This is a genomic window from Brucella sp. JSBI001, assembly GCF_026014005.1.
In the GTDB taxonomy this organism is placed as follows: domain Bacteria; phylum Pseudomonadota; class Alphaproteobacteria; order Rhizobiales; family Rhizobiaceae; genus Brucella; species Brucella anthropi.
This window is the reverse complement of sequence record NZ_CP110339.1, coordinates 4,260,712-4,279,464: the sequence shown is the minus strand read 5'-3', so window position 1 is coordinate 4,279,464 and position 18,753 is coordinate 4,260,712. Positions and strand designations below refer to the sequence as shown.

Here is an 18,753-nt window from a genome sequence, read left to right as displayed (position 1 = left end):
GTCCGCATCCCCCATTATTCATAGCATTTCCTGAAGCAGATCGGTCTGTGTTTACGGGAAATGTTTGGTCTGAAAATGTTTGAAGGAGGCCTCCATGGCACCTCGCGTTCTCGTATCCGATAAGCTTTCGCCCACTGCCGTCCAGATTTTCAAGGATCGCGGCGTGGAAGTCGATTACCTGCCTGATCTCGGCAAGGACAAGGAAAAGCTTCTCGAAGTCATCGGCGATTATGATGGTCTGGCGATCCGTTCGGCCACCAAGGTCACGGAAAAGCTGATTGCAGCTGCCAAGAAGCTCAAGGTCGTTGGTCGCGCCGGTATCGGCGTGGACAATGTCGATATTCCGGCGGCTTCGCGCCGCGGTATCATTGTCATGAATACGCCGTTCGGCAACTCGATCACCACTGCCGAACATGCCATTGCGCTGATGTTCGCCGTGGCGCGGCAATTGCCGGAGGCAGACACCTCCACCCGCGCAGGCAAGTGGGAAAAGAACCGCTTCATGGGCGTGGAAATCACCGGCAAGACGCTGGGTGTCGTCGGTTGCGGCAATATCGGTTCGATTGTCGCGACCCGGGCCATCGGCCTGAAGATGCATGTGGTGGCTTTCGATCCGTTCCTGTCCGAATCTCGTGCGCAGGAACTGGGCGTTGAAAAGGTTGAGCTTGACGAACTGCTTGCCCGCGCCGATTTCATCACGCTGCACACGCCATTGACCGACAAGACCCGCAATATCATCAATGCGGAAAACCTTGCCAAGACAAAGCCGGGTGTGCGTATCGTCAATTGCGCCCGCGGTGGCCTGATCGTGGAAAAGGATCTGGTGGCAGCGCTGAAATCCGGCCATGTGGCCGGTGCCGGTATAGACGTTTACGAAACGGAACCGGCGACGGAAAACGAACTTTTTTCGCTGCCCAATGTCGTCTGCACGCCGCATCTCGGTGCATCGACCTCGGAAGCGCAGGAAAATGTTGCGCTTCAGGTGGCCGAACAGATGTCGGACTATCTCGTGAAGGGCGCCGTTTCCAACGCGATCAACATGCCGTCGATCACGGCGGAAGAAGCGCCGCGCCTCAAGCCGTTCGTAAAACTTGCCGATGTGCTTGGCGCTTTCGTCGGTCAGGTCACGGATGAGCCGATCCAGGAAGTGGAAGTGCTGTTCGACGGTTCCACCGCCACGATGAACACGCGCGCATTGTTGAGTGCGGCTCTGGCCGGTCTCATCCGTCCGCAGGTCGCCGACGTCAACATGGTTTCCGCACCGATCATGGTGAAGGAACGCGGCATCATCGTTTCGGAAGTCAAGCGCGACAAGTCCGGTATCTTCGACGGTTATATCAAGCTGACGGTGAAGACCACCTTGCGTGAACGCTCCATCGCCGGAACCTGCTTCTCGGACGGCAAGGCGCGTTTCATCCAGATCAAGGGAATCAATCTCGATGCCGAGGTCGGCCCGCACATGCTTTACGTCACCAACAAGGACGTTCCGGGCATGATCGGCCTGCTTGGCACGATCTGCGGCAAGCACAATATCAACATCGCAAACTTCTCGCTCGGACGTGACCATCCGGGTGGCGATGCGATCGCCATGCTCTATGTGGATGAACAGATTCCACAGGCAGCACTTGACGAACTGACGGCTCAAGAGGCAATCAAGGCGGCAACACCGCTTGAGTTCAACGTCGGAGAAGTTTGAGAAAATGGTTGAAGAGATGGTACAGCCGGAATGGCGGCGCATGCACGAGCAGGATATTGCGGGCGTGCCTGCGGTTGCTAATGTTGTCCATCTCGACTTCTTTGAAGATGAGGCGGTCTTCCGGGACCGCTTCAAACTCTATCCGGCGGGCTGCTTCGTGCTCGCCCGTGATACTGAAATCCTTGGTTATGGCATCAGCCATCCGTGGAAGCTCGATACGGTTCCGGCTCTCAACGCCGTTCTGGGCGAACTGCCGGATGATACCAACACCTACTATATCCACGATATCGCGCTTCTGCCTGATGCCCGTTCCAGCGGTGCTGCCACACGTGTCGTGGAACTGATGGCCACGCAAGCCGAACGCGACGGCTTCGTTACCATGTCTCTCGTTGCAGTCAACGGCTCGCAAGGCTTCTGGGAAAAGAAGGGCTTTGTCGTCCGCGATCTTCCGGCGCTTGAGGAAAAGCTCAAGAGCTATTCGGATGATGCACTCTATATGGTCCGCGCCGGCTAGGTCGCGGATATTCCGTTTCTGACGGTCTGCAAATGGCGTGATTTTTCGTTTCCGGTGCTCATGTACATCTCCTGGACGCATAGTCTTGTCCGAAAAATCTGCAACTTTTCGGGACTATGCTTGAATGTACATTCCGCTCCGGGTCTCAAATCCCACCATTTTCGCCACGCAATAAACGGAATCTCAAGCGACCTAAGCGCCCTCCGTTTCCGACGGCTGTTCAAAAATAGCAAATTCTTGCACGAAAGAGTCGCGCAATCCCGTTTCAATCTGTATAGAGACGAGGGATCAGCACCCTGTAGCCTCAACTGGCGATGACCGGGCCGCTTCGATCCTTGGATTTTCAAATAGAAGCCAAGGAGTTTCTTCAATGGCAAATGTGGTTGTCGTCGGATCGCAATGGGGCGATGAGGGCAAGGGTAAGATCGTTGACTGGCTGTCCGAACGCGCCGATGTCATCGTGCGCTACCAGGGTGGTCATAACGCAGGTCATACGCTTGTTATCGACGGCGTCAGCTACAAGCTTTCGCTGCTGCCATCCGGCCTCGTGCGCGGCAAGCTGAGCGTCATTGGCAACGGTGTCGTTGTCGATCCGCATCATTTCGTTGCTGAAACCGAGAAGCTGCGCGCACAAGGTATCGACATCAACCCGGATGTGCTGCGTATTGCTGAAAACGCTCCGCTCATCCTTTCCATCCATCGCGATCTCGACGCCATGCGCGAAGGCTCCAATTCGGGTCTCAAGATCGGCACGACCAAGCGCGGCATTGGCCCAGCCTACGAAGACAAGGTCGGCCGTCGCGCCATCCGCGTGATCGATCTGGCCGAGCCGGAAACGCTGCAGCCAAAGGTCGAACGTCTGCTGGCGCACCACAATCTGCTGCGTCGCGGCATGGGGCTTGAGGAAATTGCGGTCGAAACCATTTTGACCGAACTGACCTCGGTTGCCGATCAGATTCTGCCCTATATCGATCAGGTCTGGCGCGTTCTCGACGAACGTCGCAAGGCGGGCGACCGTATCCTGTTCGAAGGCGCGCAGGGCGCACTGCTCGACAACGACCACGGCACGTATCCGTTCGTGACGTCCTCCAACACGGTTGCCGGTCAGGCTGCCGCCGGTTCGGGCCTCGGCCCGACGGCCATCGGTTATGTGCTTGGCATCACCAAGGCCTATACGACCCGCGTTGGCGAAGGTCCGTTCCCGACCGAGCTGAACGACGAGATCGGCGAATTCCTCGGCACCAAGGGCCATGAATTCGGCGTGGTAACGGGTCGCAAGCGCCGCTGCGGCTGGTTCGATGCCGTCATTGTGCGCCAGACGGTTCGTACTTCCGGTATCACCGGCATTGCGCTCACCAAGCTCGATGTTCTCGATGGTCTGGACGAAATCAAGATCTGCGTCGCCTATGAACTCGACGGCAAGCGCATCGACTATCTGCCGTCCTCCATGGGCGCGCAGGCACGCGTCAAGCCGATCTATGAAACGCTGCCGGGCTGGTCCGAAACGACCGCCGGTGCGCGTTCGTGGAATGATCTTCCGGCGCAGGCTGTCAAATACGTCCGTCACATCGAAGAACTGATCGGTGCGCCGGTGGCGATGCTCTCCACCAGCCCGGAACGCGAGGACACGATCCTCGTCACTGATCCGTTCCACGACTGATTGTTTGCAGTCAATGAGCGATATGTTCGGAGCAGCTTTTCCGGAAGCTGCTCCGATTTTGTTTCGACCGTTGTACAAAGAACGCAATGGGCCGTACAAAGCTTCGCATCAGGTGAATTTTGCCACTATTTCACCGCATCATTTTGAAAGTCTTCGCTAAATCGTAGCCAGAGACTTTGCTTTCCCTTGATTATTGTGATTATTGGGACATTTATTGCATCCTGTGCTTATTGTTCATCTGGACGGGCGGAAACCGGGTAAGACGGAATGGCGGATTTTGTAGCGGTACTGAAAAAGACGATCGATGCGCAGGCGGACAAATCGCCCGAATTGCGCCAGCGCGTTTACGCGAAAGCGCGCGCAACGATCGAGCAAAAGCTTGTTACGGCAAATGCCTCGCAGGCTGTAGCTGTCCGCCAGCGCAATATTCTCGAAGATGCCATTGCCGAGGTTGAAGCCTTTTATGCGCCGCCAGCCGCCGTACCGGAAGAGCCGGTTGAGGATGCGCTGGAAGATTTCCTGCAGGAGGCGAATCAGGACGCAGCAGAGCGCGCGCAGGCGCATGAAGATGATGACGAACCCGCATTCTCCAGTGCACCGCGCGACGAGCGTCGCGACAATTTCTCCAGTGAAGATGATGACGCACCGGCCTTTGCAGCCGAGCGCAGCGACGACTGGAAACTGGACCGCGCCAAGGAAAAGGCGCAGGCCCGCCGCAGCGAATATATCGAACGCACCTCCAAGAAGGAGCAGCGTTCCTATAAGGGGCTGATTGCAGCTCTGGTCGCCGTTCTGGTTCTCGGCGGTGCTGGCTATGCGGTCTGGGCCAACAAGGACAAGATTCAGGAACTGGCGTCGAGCCTTGGACGCAGCGATGCGCCTGTGACCGGTTCCGATACCGGGACGCATCCCGAAGATTCGACGACTCCGCCAGCCGACACCAACACGGCGACAACGGGTGGCGAGCAGACACCGGAACAGCCGCAGCAGCTTGCAGGCGAACCGAAAATGACGCAGCGGCTGATGCCGGATGGCAGCGAAACCGATAGTGGATCTGCCGGTGCTGCAAACGGAATCGGCGAGGGTACGTCGACCGCTGCTTCCACGCCTGCGCCCGCTGAAACGAATACGCAGAACGGAGCGCAGCCCGGACAGAACCAGACCGTTGCCGTCGGCCAGCAGGCGCTTCTTTATGAAGAACGCGGTGGCGCCGGTTCGGATTCGGTCGAGCGTGGCAATGTGGTCTGGTCGACGATCGAGGAAAGCCCGGAAGACGGCAAGCCTGCTGAACCGGCAGTCCGCGCGACCGTTACAATGCCGACCAGCAAGGTCGAGCTGAAGATGACCATCCGCAAGAATACGGATCAGTCCATCCCGGCGAGCCATCTGATCGAGCTGGTCTTCACCGTGCCAGAAGGGTTTACCGGTGGCGTCGTGGACAATGTACAGCGCATTACCTTCAAGGACACGGAACAGGCGGCAGGCAATCCGCTGATCGCCGTGCCGTCGAAGATCGGCGACAACTTCTTTATCGTGTGGCTGAACGACGCCCGCACGGCGCAGGACACCAATCTTTCACTGATGCGCCGCCTGCAGTGGATCGATATTCCGATCTCCTACCGCAACGGTCGCCGCGCCCTTATCAGCCTTGAAAAGGGCGTGCCGGGCGAGAAGGCGTTCAACGACGTGCTCGGCACGAACTAGTCTTACATATCGAAACAGAAAAAGGCCGCTTTGAGCGGCCTTTTTTATTTTGACGCGAGCCGAGATAGTGCCGGTTACTTCTTTTCAGCGAAAGCCTTGATGGCCTTGGCGATTTCGTTTCGGGCTGCTTCGGCGCTGTCGAAACCGCCCAGTTCAACGACCTTACGGCCTTCCGGCAACTGCTTGTAGACGCGGAAGAAAGCTTCGAGACGCTGCTGTTCGATCTTCGGCAGATCGGTGATTTCCTTGATGTTGTCATAGGTCGGATCGATGTCCGTGGTCGGGACGGCGACGATCTTGTCGTCCTGGTCGCCACCATCGATCATCTTCAGGACGCCGATGGGACGAACCTTGATAATCGCACCCGGAACAATCGGCTCACGCGTATAGATGAGCGCGTCGAGCGGATCGCCGTCGCCAGCAAGCGTGCTGGTGATCGAGCCGTAATTGGCCGGATAGATCACAGGCATGGACTGGTAGCGATCGACGACGATGTGACCGGTCTTGTCATCGATTTCGTATTTGGTGAAGCTGCCTTGCGGGATTTCGATGGCTGTGAAGAACTCCGTCCCGTCCTGTTCCTTCTGCGGATAATCGAGGAAGGAGACATATTCGGAAGCAGATGCGGCGGTGGCAGCGGTAAGCGCAAGAGCTGCGGCGAGCAGGAGCTTTTTCATGGGATGACCTTCGGGCTGGAGCATGTCTCCCGAAAGTGGGAACCGGTTTCGGGACAAGACATGCGTAAAAACAAAAGGCTGGAGCGGTTCCGACGAATCCGTTTCAACTGGCCCGCTCCAGGGTGAAACACACCCTCGTCCCTAAAGCCAATCCATTACAGTTGTTTGACGGTTTTATATTGCTTGGATGACAGTTTCCGTGAGGAACCGCCTGCGATATTCCGCCGGACTGATCCCGATCTTCTGACGGAAATGATGGCGAAGCGTGTGCGCGCTTCCAAAGCCGACTGAAGCAGCAACATCGTCAATACTTGCCTGTCCCTGAGAGAGCAATTCCCTGGCAGCCGCGATACGCTCCATGGTGAGCCAGTCGCCGGGCGTGGCGCCGGTTGCCTCAGTAAAGCGCCGCAGGAATGTGCGTGGGCTCATCCGGCACGCAGCCGCCATGCGCTCGATTGTCCATTCCGCGGCAAGATCGGCACGCATCCTGTCCAGAACCGGGCTGATTGTGGTGCCTTCGCGCCTTGTGACCGGACGTTCGAGAAACTGTGCCTGTCCACCCGTGCGGTGAGCGGGCATGACCAGCCGCCGGGCAACGGAATTTGCGGCGGCGGCTCCGAAATCCTGTCGAACGATTTCGATGAGGAGGTCTATTCCGGCTGCGCTGCCGGCCGAAGTGAAGATGCGATCATGTTCGCGATAGAGCGACGCATCATCGACATCTATTGCGGGATGTTTGTTACGCAGCGCGTCGGCATAGCGCCAGTGCGTGGTGGCGGTGCCACCGTCGAGCAGTCCCGTCGCAGCCAGGACGAAAGCCCCTGAACAGATGGAGGCGAGGCGCGCTCCGCGCTGGTGCGCGTGTCGCAGCCTTTCGCTGATGGCTTCCGGCACCGGAACGTCTGCACCTTTCCAGCCCGGAATAATGATGATGTCGGCCTCGTCAATGAGATCGGGACCGCCATCGGGCGTGATGACGAACCCGCCATGTGCACGCAACGGGCCGTCTTCAATCGGGCAACTGGCGAAGCGATACCATCCCGGTCCCATTTCCGGGCGGGGCAGGCCAAAGATTTCGGCGACTATGCCGAATTCAAAGGTGCAAAGCCGGTCATAGAGAAGCGCTACGACGAGTGGGCCTTTAAGGTCTGGTATCTGGTTTGTCATTATCTTTACGTATATTGTCAATCACGCCAATTGCAAGTGAATTGGAAAATGGGCGACAATCTTTCCGAAGACAAAGGAGATCGCCCATGGATAGTGTGACAAAGACCGACAGGAAATCAGCCGTAACTGCCATCCCGCCAGCGCCTAGCGCATTGGCGTGGGATCATTTCGCAGCCGAATTCACATTCGAGACGGATTGCTGGGACGTGCACGATGCCTTGTCCAAAGGAGCCGATTTCGTGCTTCTCGACGTGCGTAGCCCTGTGCATTTTGCAGAGGCGCATATTCCGGGCGCAATCAATCTGCCGCACGGCAAGATTATCGCGTCCAAGATGGCGGAATGGTCGCAGGAAACGATTTTCGTCACTTATTGTGCAGGACCGCATTGCAATGGCGCGGCGCGTGGCGCCTTGCGGCTCGCCAATCTCGACCGGCCGGTCAAGATCATGGCGGGCGGGCTGACAGGCTGGATAGATGAAGGATTTGAACTCGCCAAAGGCGAGGGGGCTCAGTAACGCCCAAATAATTCTGCCGCAGAACGGTTGTCCGTCTGCGGCAGAAAGAACTTGTCAGCGTCGGTTTGGTGCCTTGTGACTTTAGGCGTGCGCTTCCTCGACATGGTTCAGCGCCTTCTGCTGCTTGTAGGCAGCGGCCTTCACCGCAGCCTGCACCTTTTCAAACGCACGCACTTCGATCTGGCGCACGCGTTCGCGGCTGATACCGAACTCGCTGGAAAGGTCTTCCAGCGTCATCGGGTCGTCCGAGAGGCGGCGCGCCTCGAAAATGCGGCGTTCACGGTCATTCAGCGTATCCATCGCCTGTTCGAGCATGGAGCGGCGGTTTTCCAGCTCGTCCTGCTCGATCAGAACCTGCTCCTGGCTGCTGCTGTCATCGACCAGCCAGTCCTGCCATTCGCCGGATTCGCCTTCCGAAGCGCGTAGGGGCGCATTCAGCGACGCGTCACCGGACAGACGGCGGTTCATGGAAACCACTTCGTCTTCGCTGACCTTGAGCTTGGTCGCGATCTGCTTGACCTGATCCGGGTTAAGATCGCCATCATCGAGCGCCTGAATCTTGCTCTTCATCTTGCGCAGATTGAAGAACAGGCGCTTCTGATTGGCGGTCGTGCCCATCTTCACAAGGCTCCACGAGCGCAGGATATATTCCTGGATCGAGGCCTTGATCCACCACATGGCATAGGTGGCAAGACGGAAACCGCGTTCAGGTTCGAAACGCTTCACGGCCTGCATGAGGCCGACATTGCCTTCGGAAATTACTTCACCAATCGGCAGGCCGTAGCCGCGATAGCCCATGGCGATCTTGGCCACGAGACGCAGGTGGCTTGTCACCAGCCTGTGGGCGGCCTTGGGATCGGTATGTTCGTGGTAGCGCTTGGCCAGCATGTATTCTTCCTGCGGCTCAAGCATGGGAAAGCGACGAATTTCTTCCAGATAACGGGTAAGGCCACCGTCACCGGACGTGATGCTTGGGAGATTCATCTGGGCCATAGAGCACCCTCCTTTATAATTTCAGGTTCCCGTTTGGCGAACCTGTCGCGGGGGCTGCCTCCTGCACTTCCCTCTCGCGAGCCCTCATATATAGGCATGATTTTGGCGAAAACACGATCCTTTAACTCATGAAACAATCTGTCACTACAATGTGAACGCTGCTCGGGGCCAAAGGTTGCGTGGCTGGAGTATCTTCTGCATTTCCCGAAACACAGAAAATACCCTGTCTTTTTATTTTGCGCGCATCTTGTCCCGAAAACCGGTTCCCACTTTTCGGGATGCGCTTTGGTCTGAAATGAATTGTTTTTTGCGGCAAGAGAGCGGCTATCACTGCAGCCGCGCCCCCGATCTTGATGATGGAAACAGCCTGTTGTTTATCAGCTATCCATCCTTTCGGCCAACCACGATAGTTGCCAGTATTATATAGAATGCTTCCGGAAATTTTCCAGAAGGTGCTCCATATCTTCCGGTACCGGCGCTTCGAAACGCATCAGTTCCTCCGTGGCCGGATGGGTGAAGGCGAGCAGCCAGGCATGCAGTGCCTGCCGGTGGAAACCGCGCACGGCCTCTTTCAACGGTTCCGGCAGCTTGTTGGCCTTGGTCTTGTAGGCGCTGCCATAGTCCATGTCGCCGACAAGCGGATGGCCGATATGCGCCATGTGCACGCGGATCTGGTGGGTGCGACCGGTCTCAAGGCGGCATTCGACGAGCGAGGCCAGTGCGGTTGCATCTTCAAGGGGGGCGAATTTTTCGACCGTCACATAATGGGTGATGGCGTGTCGGGCATCCTCGCGCTCTTCATTGACCACGGCCTGCTTGGTGCGGTCGCGATGCGAGCGTCCAAGATGTGCATCGATGAAGCCCTGCGGGCGCTCTGTCATGCCCCAGACGAGTGCGAGATAGGCGCGTTCCAGATCGCCGGTGCGGCCATGGTCGGCAAATTGTTCGCTCAAATGCCGATGCGAACGGTCATTCTTGGCCACGACCATGACGCCGCTCGTATCCTTGTCGAGACGATGAACGATGCCGGGGCGGCGAATTCCACCGATGCCCGACAAGCTATCGCCACAATGATATATAAGGGCATTGACGAGTGTTCCCGTCCAGTTGCCGTTGCCTGGGTGAACGACAAGCCCGGCGGGTTTGTTGATCACGATGAGATCATCATCCTCGTAAAGAATATCGAGCGGTATGTTCTCGGCGATCGGTTCGGCTGGTTCCGGCTCAGGCAGTACGATGGCGATTGTCATGCCTTCGCGCAGCTTCTGCTTGGTTTCACGGGCGGGCGCGCCGTCGATGGTCACATGGCCATCGGCAATAAGGGATTGAACGCGGCTGCGCGAGAGTTCCGGCCCCAATGCTGCGGCCAGCCACTGGTCGAGACGCTTGCCTGTGGCGTCGGAGTCGGTCGTAAGCTCTTTCAATCGTGTCTTTCCTTTAAGAGAATGGGCCTCTATGAGAGCGAGCCTGTTTTAACGAAATCGTCAGAACTGCTCTATCTCTTGGTTTTACCGCATTATGCGACGTCAAATGTTTCCATTTGGCTGCAAAATGCTCTATCACGCGCCACACGCCATAACATGGCGAAGTTCGAACCGGAGTCGTTGAATGCAGGATCCACACTATCCGAGATACCAGAATCATCAGGATTCAGGCTATCAGGACTATCAGCAGGGCTATTACCCGGATGAACAGGCTGAGCCCGCGCTTGATCCAGCCATGGAACGTGTGCGCCGCAAAATGATCCGGCTTCTGGCCGTCTCCATCGGTGTCATGCTGATCGGTCTTATGGCCGTGCTTGTGGCCGTTGTCTACAAGATCAATCGCGCGCCGGAAACCCCGCCAGCGGAAGAAGCCCGTTCCGATATTCCCGGACAGGCCGCTTCCGCTCCGGTAAAGCCGGAACCGCCGAAGCTGATCGAATCGCAGATCAACCTGACGCCGGGCACCCGTCTTCTCTCGCAAAGCCTTTCCGGCAATGAACTTTCGCTGGAAACCCTGCTGCCGGATGGCGGTACGGAACTCATCATCTATGACTATCGCGAGTCGCGCATCATCGGGCGCATCAAGCTCGGCAATGTCGAATAATACCAAGTCGCGTTGAGTTTGACTCACCGAGACTTGGTTAAGCCCGTGCGGCGATTGAGCATTTTCAGGGCGTGGATAGCGTTAGCATCTTAGCGCCCTGCTATGAAGCGGATAGAGGCTGATCAGGGCGGCATGATTGCCGCCTTGTTTGTTTCTCCCTTCGAGGATTGCACTTTTTCTCTTTGGCGATTATATCAGCGACATGGCTTAAGCGCCCATCGTCTAGCGGTCAGGACGGCGCCCTCTCACGGCGCAAACAGGGGTTCGATTCCCCTTGGGCGTACCATCACTTCTTCCGGAGACAGTATTTTACACTTTCGCGGATGCGCGTTAGGGTCGATCCCGACAAGAGATCAATCAGGCGCGGAGGAACGATGAGCGTTTCAATCAAGACCGGATCGGCGAACCTCATCTGTGATGGTATCGATAAAGGTGCGGTGGAATATAGCGTCGCTATTCCCGATGACGGCGTGGACCTCACAAAGCGCGGCAAGTTCTGGGGCAGCAAGGATGCAATATCCGATGCGATGGGGGCATCGACGGTCGGCCTCCAATCACATGAAGGCGACATCTATCCGGTAGCAGTCGAAGAGCTGGATCGCGACGGAGCAGCGCTCTTTACCGTGCTTGCTCCAGCCGACTGACAATCACTGGCAATGGCTCTGAATAAAGCGGGTACGCACCGATTAGTGCGCAAGCGGGACTGGTGTTTTTCTGCTGTGGTGTCGCTGGCTTTTGGTGCTGCGACGGCACTCATATTCTTCTATATCGTGCTTTTCGGCGTCGGCGATGATGGATATCTTGTCATATTCAGCATCTATACTGCGCCTGTGGCGATAGTCTTCGGCCTTTGGGGTCTGTTTTATCGGCGCAGTTTTGTTGCGTTCATCGCCCTCTTCCTCTGTCTGTCCCCGCTCATCTATCTGAGCATTTTCTGATTTTTCCATGCCCTTCATTCGTGGATTTGGGAGAAGAGTTCCGCAATGGCGGAACTCTAAACAGGGGATCACTTCTTGCGGGGAGGCGGATCAAATTTAGTACATGCGTAATAGCCATTCTTGCATTTCACACACATGCCCATGTCACATTGCTTTGTGCAGTCAGAACCGCTGGTATAATAGCATTGGCCGGACTGCCCGGGTGCTATCAGCAGACTTGCGGTCTTGTATGGTGTCGGCAATTTCGTTTGGTTTTGAGTGATACTGTCGTTGGATTGGGCCATCGCACCGAAAGACGTGAGAGCTGCAATTGCCATTCCAAAGAATAAGATTTTTGCTTTCATGAATTTCTCCATAGTTACCGGATAAGCGTATTTCACAATCCGAAACAGCGCATTCGCAATAGAACGGGAGACAAAAAGTAGCGCTAGATCACAGATGATTACATGAGCGTTTTGGCGGCGAAGTCTGGACGTTACATTCGAAAAATCTGCAATTATCCCGTGTTCGCGGGATATGAATGTTGCGTGTGCTGGTGATAAAGTTAATGCATGTGGAAAAATGGATCGAATATTTATCCTCAAATCCATAATGCTGTCCGGGTGAAAGGTATTCTTTCCGAACCTTTCTCGCCTAGAGATGTGCGCCGGGTTGCTCCAGGCTGGCCTTATTCCAGATACTTCTCGTTCCTTGCCGAAAACTGCACAGACAACCAACCGGAAGGCAACGCGCTTTTCGTGCGGGTGGGCAGGGGACAATACCATCTGAACGACAAGGCTGTCGGGTTCGATTTCGAACGGTTAGTGGATCTTAGTCACTAAAGTACATTCACAGGAATGGGTTGGGGAGATCGCGGTCGGTCCAGTTGCAAAAATTTGCAACTGGCGGTGCGACGGTGCATAATCGGGGCATGAGTGAATCATACAAGAAACCCGATTATGAACAGGAACTGCGCCAGGCAGGTGTCCGCATCACGCGACCACGCCGGATCATCCTGAACATATTGACCGAGACGGAAGATCATCCCGACGCGCTGGAGATTTTTCGCCGCGCGGTCGAGATCGACAGCAGCATCTCGCTTTCGACTGTCTATCGCACGATGAAGCTTCTCGAAGAGCGCGGTGCCATCCACCGGCACGCCTTCGCCGGAGGGCCTTCGCGTTTCGAACAGGCGAGTGGCGCGCATCATGATCACATCATCGATATGGATTCCGGCGATGTGGTGGAATTCCGCTCCGACAAGATCGAAAAACTGCAGGAAGAGATCGCCCGATCGCTCGGTTACGAGATTGTGCATCACCGGCTGGAACTTTATTGCAAAAAAATACGAAACTGACGGAACCAAGTTTCTTCTGCGGCGTTAAGCGCGCATGAAGGTCGTGACCCCGCCCCCACAACGCGGCCTTCAGAGTTCGCCTCAACCTCCCCGCACGAGGCGAGCGGCGAGAATGCCGCGCTAACCGTCAAACGTTATGCAGCTGGCGTTCCGCAAATTCAGAGCAAGCCGCCGTGGTTCAGGCTCAGGTCTGACCATGGCGGCTTTTTTTGTGGCTGTTGAGGAGCTACCGCCTGATCAGGCGTCGAACTGTTCGGTCGGGATGACGAGCGAATAAACGGCCCCGGTTCCGTCGATACGATAATCGGCGTGACCATTGACGGAGGCGGGGACGATGCGTTGCAGCACCGCGCTGCCGAAGCGCGGATCGTGCTCGAAAACCTCGGGCATCGCCGGATTGGTTTCTTCCCAGCGGAATTCCAGCCTGTCATCGCCGCTGGCGACATGGATGACCTTCGCCGAAATCTTTACCCGGCCATAAGGGATCGAAAGACCGCCGAAGGAGGTCGCATTGACCACCAGCTCATGCAGCGCAAGGCCGACATGCAGTGCGGCACCGGGGAAAAGATAGGGATTGTCGCCATCGATGCTCAGGCGTTCGTCGCTGACGTCGATATATTTTTCGACCTGTGAATGCACGAGATCGCGAAACAGTGCGCCGCGCCAGTTCGAATCGGTCACCAGATCCTGTGAATAGGATAGGGACTGGATGCGTCCGCGGAACTTCAACAGAAAGTCGTCGATGGAATCGGTGAAGCGTGCCGTCTGGCTGGCAATGCTTTGCACGATGGCCAGAAGGTTCTTGGAGCGATGACTGACTTCACGCAAGAGGGTTTTCAGCACCTGCTCGCGTCGCTTCAGTTCGCTGATTTCAATAGCCGTGGTGACAAGGCCCAGTATATTGCCGTTATCGTCACGATCGCAGTCGATGTGAAATTCGATCCAGCGCAGCTTGTCGCCATCATTGATGGCGATCTCCACATTCTGCGCTTCGCCGGTATCCAGCGCCGCGCGCTTCGCGCCGTCGAGTTTGTGCAAGGTGACGGAGAAAATGAAATCGCAGTCACTTCCACCGATTTTCCACTTTTCCTGCCAGTAGAGCGGAATGTTCTCCCCCCAGGAATAGATCAGATCGGGTGTCTGGTAGAGAACGCAGACATTGCTGTTGCGCACGGCCCTCAGCAAGGCTCGCAGCCGGGCTGCGTCAGGTTCCGTTTCTTGCAGGGTAACTTTTGCGCCAGCGGTCATGTCTGCCCCGATTATCCCGCAACCGAATTCAGAGCATTTCCAGCAAAAGTGCGAAGCGGTTTTGCGTAGGAGAATGCGACGAAACAAATATTTGGGTCGCGCATTGGCAAAGCGGCAAAAGCTCCGGAAAAGTTATGCGGAAATTTGCGTGCCATGGCATCCATTTCATCGACTGGTCGGCGGGTCTCGATCGAGTGATCGTCTTGTGATCCTTGAACTGGCCCGAATTCTGGAACCGATAAACCGCCGCATGACGTGATGCGGCGGCGAATTTCATTAAGAAGCAATATAGGCTGGTGAGTCAGAAGGTCAAAAACAGCCTTTGATTTTATATCTGTTACGCCTTGCGGATCGCCGAAGCGATGAGCGAAATAACGAGCAGAGCAAGGAACACGAAGAACAGAATCTGCGCTATACCGGCTGACGCACCAGCGATGCCGCCGAAACCGAGCGCACCTGCTACGAGTGCCACCACAAGAAATACGAGCGCATAATAAAGCATGTCCGGTCTCCTTTTTATTGTGTGAAGGAGAAACGACATCCAGGCCAGGTTGGTTCCGTGCTTCCGGGGAAATTAAGGCGCTCACAACTCTAAATACTCATGTCAGGACCTAAGGCGGTGTGATTTGGCGGTGTATTGAAGCGCCAACATTAAACTCCCGAAAGCTGTCGCTTTTCGGGAGTTTATGACCTTTGGATTTAAGCTGCGACCTGCGAGGCTTCTTCGAAGAAGAGTGCCTGGCTGATCAGCGCCTTCACCATATCCGGATTGAACGGCTTGGTGACGAGGAAGGTCGGTTCCGGGCGCTCGCCCGTCAGCAGACGTTCCGGGAAAGCGGTGATGAAAATGACCGGGATCGTGTCGTTCTGCAGGATTTCATTCACTGCATCGATGCCCGAGCTTCCATCGGCCAGCTGGATATCAGCCAGAACCATACGCGGCTTTTCCTGTTTGTAGAGCGCCAGGGCCTCATCCTTGGTGCGCGCAATGCCGACGACTTCATGGCCGAGACTTTCTACCATCTGCTCGATATCCATCGCGATCAGCGGTTCGTCCTCGATAATCATGATGCGCGTTGCCACCTGACGCGAAATCTCGGTCGATGCAGCCGAGAGAACACGGCTCAGTTCAACATCGTCCAGTTCGAGAATTTCGGCGGCTTCCTTGTCGGAAAAACCTTCCACCGCCACAAGCAGGAATGCCTGTCGCGGAAGGGGCGCGATATGCGAAAGATTTCTTGCAGCCTGCTGTTCCCATGCAAATTCCGATGCTGGTTCCGGTACGCGAACCGAGGCCGTCTTATAAAGATCGCAGAAAAGGCGATAGAGGCCGATCCGGTCGGACGAGGCGTCCGGAAAAATGCTCACATCGGCAATCAGGGCTTCAAGGGCAGCCGCAACATAAGCGTCGCCGGAAGCCTGGGAGCCGGTAAGAGCACGAGAAAAACGACGGAGATAGGGAAGATGCGGCGCGATACGCGTCGATAACGTCATGGTATTGGAACTCCTCAACTGCCGCTTTCGTTCATTGAATGCACATTGGCGGACACGGTTCTAGAACCCTCCCGCCCATGCTTTGAGCGCAGCATTATGGTACTCTAAACGGGGCGTTTTGAAAAAAGTTCCGAGATTGGGAGATATATTAGGGAACTTTTTGGTAAGCCGCGCATTTCCCGGACAAGCAGGGGCTTAGATTAATAGGGTAGGGCATTTAGCCCGGAACGATCAAGATATGGCAGAAAAAGAGAACCTTCACATGAACGGAGCCGGGGTCAGGTCGTCTCGTCGCGTTCAGAAGGATATACTAGGACCAAATTGTGAAGTCGGATTGAAACTAAAGGCACTGTACACCTCGATACAGGATGAGACGATCCCGGATCGCTTCCTCGATCTTCTCCAAAAACTCGATCAGGCTGAACAGGAGAGTATGCGTGAACACAGCACCCGGTCCGTCGGTTGAGAGTAATGCACAGTTCAAGCGAGAGCTTCTGTCATCGCTGCCGAGCCTGCGCGCCTTTGCGGTGTCGCTGATTGGACAGCACGACAAGGCGGATGATCTCGTACAAGATACGATCATGAAAGCATGGGCCAAGCAGGAGTCCTTTGAAATGGGGACCAATATGAAGGCTTGGCTTTTCACCATCCTGCGCAATGAATTCTACACGCAGATGCGCAAGCGTGGCCGCGAAGTGCAGGACACGGATGGCGTGTTCAGCGAACAGCTCGCCGTGCATCCTTCGCAATATGGCACGCTTGATCTGCAGGATTTCCGCGCAGCATTAGAGCAATTGCCCGACGATCAGCGCGAAGCGATCATTCTGATCGGCGCTTCGGGCTTTGCCTATGAGGAAGCTGCGGAAATCTGCGGCTGTGCTGTCGGCACGATCAAGAGCCGTGTCAGCCGTGCTCGCACGCGCTTGCAGGAAATCCTCAAGATCGAAGGCGAAGGCGACTACGGTCCGGATGCCGATTCATCGCGGGCGACCTTGAGAAGCTTTGCATAACACTTGATCAATTGCCCCTCTTTCCCATGAAAGGGGGGCTTATCACGCTAAAACCTCAAACCTTCGCCTGTTTTCGCCCACAACGATTGCTTTTTATCCTGCCACTTGTAGGTTAGCAGCTGCTGATATTTCCTGTCGGCAAAGTGATCGTTTGTTTGTGGGTTGCGTTCTTGCCATCAGCCTTGTTGCAAAAACTGCTTCAATCGTCATCGAAGCCGGTTGCGGTTATCGTTTCGCTCGGCCTTGTGCTGCTGTCGGCCATCATGACGTTGTTTCTGTCGTCCGGGGTCAATCATCAGGTCGTCGATATTTCCCGCAATTATGCCTTGCGCCAGCAGGTCGACAAGGTTGCGCGCCTTGCCAGCAATATCGAGATGAGCCGTCGCGGCTATCTTCTGACGCTGGATGAGACTTATCTTGATCTGTATCGCAACACGATTCTGAGCGTCGACAAGACGCTTGCCGACCTCGAAGCCCTGACAGACCAGAGCCCGCTGCAGGATGCGCGGGTTCAGCAGATCCGCGCGCTGGTCGAACGCGAACAGGAAGATGTGCGCGAGACGGTCAATCTTGCCCAGTCGGGTGATGTGGCGGCGGCGGTTGAAAAAGTGCGCGGCGATGAGGGCAAGGTGCTGATGGATCAGCTTGCCAATACAGTCACGCAATTCATCGATGCGGAAGAACAACAGCTTCTTGAACGCAACAAGCGGATCAACCGCATGCGCTACTGGATGACGGCGACGTCTATCGTGGCGCTGGCTTCCGCTGCCATGCTGGCGCTTCTGCTGTTCAGCCGGGTTCAGCGTTATGCGCGGTCGATGTTCGAGGGGCAAACGGCGCTGCGTTCGGAAAAGCAATTGCTGGAACAGCGTGTGCAGGAACGGACCGCCGAGCTTGAGCACGAGCGCCGCATCGCCGAGCGGGAGCGCCAGCGGGTCGAGCTTCTGCTGCAGGACACCAATCATCGCATCGGCAATTCATTGGCCACCGTTTCATCCCTGCTTGGCCTTCAGATGCGGCAGACGCGCAGCGAGGATGCTCGCGCGGCTCTCGCCGCCGCTCGCGATCGCGTCCAGACGGTATCGACAGCGCACCGGCGCTTGCGTCTCGGCGAGGATATGGAATCGGCCCGCGTCGACGATTTTCTCGGAACCGTCATCAACGATATCCGAACCGCTATCGGTCAGGATCGCAAGATCGAATTTTCGACCGATTTCGCGCCGCTTGATCTGAAGGCGCGCGATGTGACGACAATTGGCATCATTCTGGGCGAGCTTGTCACCAACGCGATCAAGCATGCTTTCAAGGGACGTCCGGAAGGGCATATCCGGATCAGCCTGAAGCCGGGTGAAGATGCTATCCCGGTGCTGGTCGTGGAAGATGACGGTGTGGGCTTCGACAAGGACCAGCAGAAATCCGGCGAGAAGAACGGTCTCGGTACGCTGGTGATCGAACAGCTTTGTATGCAGTTCGGCGAAAAGCCCGTCTACTGCAAGACCGATGATGGTGTCGGAACCAGAGTGATTGTCCGCTTGTCGTCGCTAGTGGATTGAATTTGACGTTTGATACCCGTCCGATACGAATCTCGTTTCAAACGTCAAATTCGAAAAATCCACCAGAATCATAAGATTACTAGTGGTCTTTTTGATTCCGACATTTGCTCAGCGCTCATATCCGAGGAATTCAAATGTCGGAATCAGACCACTAGCCGAA

The 18,753-nt window shown here is 56.0% G+C and carries 21 protein-coding genes and 1 tRNA gene; 14 read left to right on the top strand and 8 right to left on the bottom strand.

Annotation, left to right across the window (positions count from 1 at the left end; all coding sequences use genetic code 11):
- The first annotated feature begins 94 nt into the window (after positions 1-94).
- The 4 genes from serA to LJ361_RS20495 all read left to right on the top strand — a co-directional run bounded on the left by serA (position 95) and on the right by LJ361_RS20495 (position 5,574).
- Entirely contained in the window at positions 95-1,696 is a 1,602-nt protein-coding gene (serA, locus tag LJ361_RS20510) for a phosphoglycerate dehydrogenase (protein ID WP_010661362.1), read from the top strand.
- 4 nt (positions 1,697-1,700) lie between these two features.
- On the top strand, positions 1,701-2,210 hold the full coding sequence (locus LJ361_RS20505) for a GNAT family N-acetyltransferase (protein ID WP_264812197.1): 510 nt from the start codon (positions 1,701-1,703) through the stop codon (positions 2,208-2,210).
- Positions 2,211-2,580: 370 nt separating this feature from the next.
- Positions 2,581-3,870 (top strand): adenylosuccinate synthase, encoded by a 1,290-nt coding sequence (locus LJ361_RS20500; RefSeq protein WP_010661360.1) that lies wholly within the window; start codon positions 2,581-2,583, stop codon positions 3,868-3,870.
- Between the two features lie 267 nt (positions 3,871-4,137).
- The gene (locus tag LJ361_RS20495) at positions 4,138-5,574 is read left to right on the top strand and encodes a transcriptional regulator (protein WP_264812195.1); all 1,437 of its coding nucleotides are present in this window, start codon (positions 4,138-4,140) and stop codon (positions 5,572-5,574) included.
- Positions 5,575-5,648: 74 nt separating this feature from the next.
- On the opposite strand, the gene LJ361_RS20490 is transcribed toward LJ361_RS20495, so the two are convergent.
- Together LJ361_RS20490 and ftrA are read right to left on the bottom strand one after the other, a co-directional pair.
- Positions 5,649-6,251, bottom strand: a complete 603-nt coding sequence (locus LJ361_RS20490; protein WP_029376270.1) for an inorganic diphosphatase — start codon at positions 6,249-6,251, stop codon at positions 5,649-5,651.
- 174 nt (positions 6,252-6,425) lie between these two features.
- Complete coding sequence (gene ftrA / locus LJ361_RS20485) at positions 6,426-7,418, bottom strand: transcriptional regulator FtrA (protein WP_010661357.1); 993 nt, start codon at positions 7,416-7,418, stop codon at positions 6,426-6,428.
- An 86-nt stretch (positions 7,419-7,504) separates the two neighbouring features.
- On the opposite strand from ftrA, the gene LJ361_RS20480 reads away from it, so the two are divergent.
- Positions 7,505-7,933, top strand: coding sequence for a rhodanese-like domain-containing protein (locus LJ361_RS20480; RefSeq protein WP_010661356.1), 429 nt, complete (start codon positions 7,505-7,507; stop codon positions 7,931-7,933).
- Between the two features lie 81 nt (positions 7,934-8,014).
- On the opposite strand, the gene rpoH is transcribed toward LJ361_RS20480, so the two are convergent.
- A complete protein-coding gene (rpoH, locus tag LJ361_RS20475; protein WP_010661355.1) occupies positions 8,015-8,926 on the bottom strand; it encodes an RNA polymerase sigma factor RpoH in 912 nt (303 codons plus the stop codon).
- Positions 8,927-9,345: 419 nt separating this feature from the next.
- Positions 9,346-10,350 (bottom strand): RluA family pseudouridine synthase, encoded by a 1,005-nt coding sequence (locus LJ361_RS20470; RefSeq protein ID WP_010661354.1) that lies wholly within the window; start codon positions 10,348-10,350, stop codon positions 9,346-9,348.
- 184 nt (positions 10,351-10,534) lie between these two features.
- Between LJ361_RS20470 and LJ361_RS20465 the strand changes: the two genes are divergently transcribed.
- The 4 genes from LJ361_RS20465 (at position 10,535) to LJ361_RS20450 (ending at position 11,952) form a co-directional block, all read left to right on the top strand.
- Entirely contained in the window at positions 10,535-11,014 is a 480-nt protein-coding gene (locus LJ361_RS20465; protein WP_010661353.1) for a hypothetical protein, read from the top strand.
- Positions 11,015-11,225: 211 nt separating this feature from the next.
- Positions 11,226-11,300 (top strand) — tRNA-Glu (locus LJ361_RS20460).
- Positions 11,301-11,388: 88 nt separating this feature from the next.
- Positions 11,389-11,658: a hypothetical protein gene (locus LJ361_RS20455; RefSeq protein WP_010661352.1), complete on the top strand. Its 270-nt coding sequence runs from the start codon at positions 11,389-11,391 to the stop codon at positions 11,656-11,658.
- A gap of 12 nt (positions 11,659-11,670) precedes the next feature.
- Positions 11,671-11,952, top strand: a complete 282-nt coding sequence (locus tag LJ361_RS20450) for a hypothetical protein (RefSeq protein WP_029929574.1) — start codon at positions 11,671-11,673, stop codon at positions 11,950-11,952.
- Between the two features lie 68 nt (positions 11,953-12,020).
- Here the strand turns inward: LJ361_RS20450 and LJ361_RS20445 are convergent, their stop codons facing one another.
- A complete protein-coding gene (locus LJ361_RS20445; RefSeq protein WP_010661350.1) occupies positions 12,021-12,296 on the bottom strand; it encodes a hypothetical protein in 276 nt (91 codons plus the stop codon).
- A 207-nt stretch (positions 12,297-12,503) separates the two neighbouring features.
- Here LJ361_RS20445 and LJ361_RS20440 point away from each other — a divergent pair, with 207 nt between their 5' ends.
- Both LJ361_RS20440 and LJ361_RS20435 read left to right on the top strand, forming a co-directional pair.
- Positions 12,504-12,773 (top strand): hypothetical protein, encoded by a 270-nt coding sequence (locus LJ361_RS20440; protein WP_071634167.1) that lies wholly within the window; start codon positions 12,504-12,506, stop codon positions 12,771-12,773.
- Positions 12,774-12,862: 89 nt separating this feature from the next.
- On the top strand, positions 12,863-13,288 hold the full coding sequence (locus LJ361_RS20435) for a transcriptional repressor (RefSeq protein WP_010661349.1): 426 nt from the start codon (positions 12,863-12,865) through the stop codon (positions 13,286-13,288).
- A 237-nt stretch (positions 13,289-13,525) separates the two neighbouring features.
- Here LJ361_RS20435 and LJ361_RS20430 read toward each other — a convergent pair whose 3' ends face one another.
- From LJ361_RS20430 to LJ361_RS20420, 3 genes are all read right to left on the bottom strand, one after another.
- Positions 13,526-14,536 carry a sensor histidine kinase gene (locus tag LJ361_RS20430; RefSeq protein WP_012091357.1) on the bottom strand — a complete coding sequence of 337 codons (1,011 nt, stop codon included), beginning with the start codon at positions 14,534-14,536 and terminating at the stop codon, positions 13,526-13,528.
- Positions 14,537-14,873: 337 nt separating this feature from the next.
- Entirely contained in the window at positions 14,874-15,038 is a 165-nt protein-coding gene (locus LJ361_RS20425) for a DUF1328 domain-containing protein (protein WP_006473348.1), read from the bottom strand.
- Between the two features lie 197 nt (positions 15,039-15,235).
- Positions 15,236-16,030 carry a response regulator gene (locus tag LJ361_RS20420; RefSeq protein WP_010661347.1) on the bottom strand — a complete coding sequence of 265 codons (795 nt, stop codon included), beginning with the start codon at positions 16,028-16,030 and terminating at the stop codon, positions 15,236-15,238.
- Positions 16,031-16,268: 238 nt separating this feature from the next.
- Between LJ361_RS20420 and LJ361_RS20415 the strand changes: the two genes are divergently transcribed.
- The 3 genes from LJ361_RS20415 (at position 16,269) to LJ361_RS20405 (ending at position 18,593) form a co-directional block, all read left to right on the top strand.
- Positions 16,269-16,496 (top strand): NepR family anti-sigma factor, encoded by a 228-nt coding sequence (locus tag LJ361_RS20415; protein WP_012091358.1) that lies wholly within the window; start codon positions 16,269-16,271, stop codon positions 16,494-16,496.
- On the top strand, positions 16,468-17,040 hold the full coding sequence (locus LJ361_RS20410) for an RNA polymerase sigma factor (protein WP_010661345.1): 573 nt from the start codon (positions 16,468-16,470) through the stop codon (positions 17,038-17,040). The genes LJ361_RS20415 and LJ361_RS20410 overlap by 29 nt, the downstream gene beginning before the upstream one ends.
- Before the next feature lie 170 nt (positions 17,041-17,210).
- On the top strand, positions 17,211-18,593 hold the full coding sequence (locus LJ361_RS20405) for a sensor histidine kinase (protein ID WP_029376267.1): 1,383 nt from the start codon (positions 17,211-17,213) through the stop codon (positions 18,591-18,593).
- The last annotated feature ends 160 nt before the right edge of the window (positions 18,594-18,753 follow it).

Bases quoted from the DNA above. Each gene is read 5' to 3' on its own strand.
- serA (WP_010661362.1), top strand. From the start codon at position 95: ATGGCACCTCGCGTTCTCGTATCCGATAAGCTTTCGCCCACTGCCGTC.
- LJ361_RS20505 (WP_264812197.1), top strand. From the start codon at position 1,701: ATGGTTGAAGAGATGGTACAGCCGGAATGGCGGCGCATGCACGAGCAG.
- LJ361_RS20500 (WP_010661360.1), top strand. From the start codon at position 2,581: ATGGCAAATGTGGTTGTCGTCGGATCGCAATGGGGCGATGAGGGCAAG.
- LJ361_RS20495 (WP_264812195.1), top strand. From the start codon at position 4,138: ATGGCGGATTTTGTAGCGGTACTGAAAAAGACGATCGATGCGCAGGCG.
- LJ361_RS20490 (WP_029376270.1), bottom strand. From the start codon at position 6,251: ATGAAAAAGCTCCTGCTCGCCGCAGCTCTTGCGCTTACCGCTGCCACC.
- ftrA (WP_010661357.1), bottom strand. From the start codon at position 7,418: ATGACAAACCAGATACCAGACCTTAAAGGCCCACTCGTCGTAGCGCTT.
- LJ361_RS20480 (WP_010661356.1), top strand. From the start codon at position 7,505: ATGGATAGTGTGACAAAGACCGACAGGAAATCAGCCGTAACTGCCATC.
- rpoH (WP_010661355.1), bottom strand. From the start codon at position 8,926: ATGGCCCAGATGAATCTCCCAAGCATCACGTCCGGTGACGGTGGCCTT.
- LJ361_RS20465 (WP_010661353.1), top strand. From the start codon at position 10,535: ATGCAGGATCCACACTATCCGAGATACCAGAATCATCAGGATTCAGGC.
- LJ361_RS20455 (WP_010661352.1), top strand. From the start codon at position 11,389: ATGAGCGTTTCAATCAAGACCGGATCGGCGAACCTCATCTGTGATGGT.
- LJ361_RS20450 (WP_029929574.1), top strand. From the start codon at position 11,671: ATGGCTCTGAATAAAGCGGGTACGCACCGATTAGTGCGCAAGCGGGAC.
- LJ361_RS20445 (WP_010661350.1), bottom strand. From the start codon at position 12,296: ATGAAAGCAAAAATCTTATTCTTTGGAATGGCAATTGCAGCTCTCACG.
- LJ361_RS20440 (WP_071634167.1), top strand. From the start codon at position 12,504: ATGTGGAAAAATGGATCGAATATTTATCCTCAAATCCATAATGCTGTC.
- LJ361_RS20435 (WP_010661349.1), top strand. From the start codon at position 12,863: ATGAGTGAATCATACAAGAAACCCGATTATGAACAGGAACTGCGCCAG.
- LJ361_RS20430 (WP_012091357.1), bottom strand. From the start codon at position 14,536: ATGACCGCTGGCGCAAAAGTTACCCTGCAAGAAACGGAACCTGACGCA.
- LJ361_RS20425 (WP_006473348.1), bottom strand. From the start codon at position 15,038: ATGCTTTATTATGCGCTCGTATTTCTTGTGGTGGCACTCGTAGCAGGT.
- LJ361_RS20420 (WP_010661347.1), bottom strand. From the start codon at position 16,030: ATGACGTTATCGACGCGTATCGCGCCGCATCTTCCCTATCTCCGTCGT.
- LJ361_RS20415 (WP_012091358.1), top strand. From the start codon at position 16,269: ATGGCAGAAAAAGAGAACCTTCACATGAACGGAGCCGGGGTCAGGTCG.